Origin of the sequence: Acetobacter conturbans (genome assembly GCF_011516755.1) — a bacterium.
In the GTDB taxonomy this organism is placed as follows: domain Bacteria; phylum Pseudomonadota; class Alphaproteobacteria; order Acetobacterales; family Acetobacteraceae; genus Acetobacter; species Acetobacter conturbans.
Genome location: NZ_WOSY01000064.1, coordinates 1 through 1,657, shown reverse-complemented (window position 1 = coordinate 1,657; position 1,657 = coordinate 1). Strand labels below are relative to the sequence as shown.

Below are 1,657 nucleotides of genomic sequence, written 5' to 3'. Positions count from 1 at the left end.
CGCGTTAAATGGCGATATTCTGACGCAAATTTCGTAAGATTTAATGGTGCTTATACCATCCATACCCTCGAATATTGTTCCATGCATCGGTGGTATGGCAGGCATAGCAATGCTCCACCGGGGCATCCTGATGCGCGACGTGCTGCGAAATCATTTTGAAATGCATCATGTAATGGCTGGGCGGCGCCTTGTGACAGGCGTTGCAATCCGTCGATATCTGATCGGCGGGATGTTCGAACGCGGCGATCAGCCATGTATTGGTGGAGTGACAACTCGCGCAATCAGGACCAAAGCGGGCGCGATGAGGATCCACGTTGGAGTGACAGCTTGCGCAATTCAGATGGAGAACGGCATCACGGTCAAGTCGATGATCAGTCGGAATAGCCGCAGCGCTTCCCGGAATCGGCGACGCTCCAACCAGCCCGGCTGAGCGAAGTTGCGCAACGGTGTCTGACCAGAAATCCGCCCTCGTCAATGCACTATGATCCATCACGGTCATATGTGGCCGTTCACCGTGCTCCACATGACAGGACGTACATTGCGTCGCCGCGACATGAAACCGGGTGGATTGCTTGTCGGCGAACGACGCCAGAGAATGACATGTCACGCAGTTATTGGTCACCACACCTGTGAAAGGCCTGTGACATGTCTCGCACTGGCCCGCGATAAACTGGTGCGCTTTCGAGATCGGTCCGGGATTCACCAACCCTTCCCAACCTGGAACTGCGTTACTGCCGGAACGATGCACGGCAAGGGGCACAACCAGTCCGACGATCAGAGCCGCAAGCGCAAAGACCGTATAGAGTATGACAGCGGGCTTCATAGCCACCTCAGCCCGTAATACAGGCCTGACCAGATATGCAGAATCAGCAGAAAATAGAGGATGACCACAAGGATGACGTGAATCTTGCGCCAACGCCCGAACAGTGCGTTCGCCACCCTCTCCGACCTGACCGCATACTCAACATCGGCCAGCGCCGAGGCAATCGTGGCCTCGCGATCCGATGTACCCCGCGTACCGGGATAGGCCGAGGTCAGAAAAAGGCGCTGGACGATATTATGGGGCACATCCGGCGTCTCGGGCATCAGATGCGCCACCCCGGCATCTGCCAGAGACGTGCGCAGTTGGGCCAGTTCCTGGGTGCGACCGCGCAATCCGCGCCCGATCTGGATCAACATGTAGCGCCCGACATAGCCACTAATAGCGAGGACGAGCATGATGCCGGTTAGCGAGATCCCCATCGGGCTATCGAATTTATGGGCGGCGTGGATCAGGCCCAAAATGGGTGCAAGGACGCCAGCATAGATATGCACCGACAGAAGGGTTCGGCTCTCGACACGCGGCGCGAAATAACGATGCACGACGGGAATGCGTTTGCCCGCTACGTAAATCAGCGGCACCAGCATCAGGATAGCGGCGCAAATGCCAATCAGGCTGCCAGCCAGACTTCCGGGAAAGCGCGGCGCGACATGCACCAGAAAGCCCAGCGGGAACAGCACCAGCAGGACGACCAGGGCGCCGACAATGATTTCGCTGCGCTCCTGCATCACGCCTCCACGACCAGCGGACCACCCGTGGTCTTCGCCTGACAGGCCAGGATGAAACCCTTGGCCTTGTCAGCCGGATCGAGCCCATCCTCGACCGCCATCGTCACCT

2 protein-coding genes are annotated in these 1,657 nt (G+C 57.9%); both read right to left on the bottom strand.

Annotation, left to right across the window (positions count from 1 at the left end; all coding sequences use genetic code 11):
- Positions 1 to 40 precede the first annotated feature (40 nt).
- Positions 41 to 823, bottom strand: a complete 783-nt coding sequence (locus tag GOB81_RS17320; RefSeq protein ID WP_077813803.1) for a cytochrome c family protein — start codon at positions 821 to 823, stop codon at positions 41 to 43.
- Positions 820 to 1,548, bottom strand: a complete 729-nt coding sequence (locus tag GOB81_RS17315) for a hypothetical protein (RefSeq protein ID WP_010668179.1) — start codon at positions 1,546 to 1,548, stop codon at positions 820 to 822. Before GOB81_RS17315 ends, GOB81_RS17320 begins: the two co-directional genes overlap by 4 nt.
- Between the last annotated feature and the right edge of the window lie 109 nt (positions 1,549 to 1,657).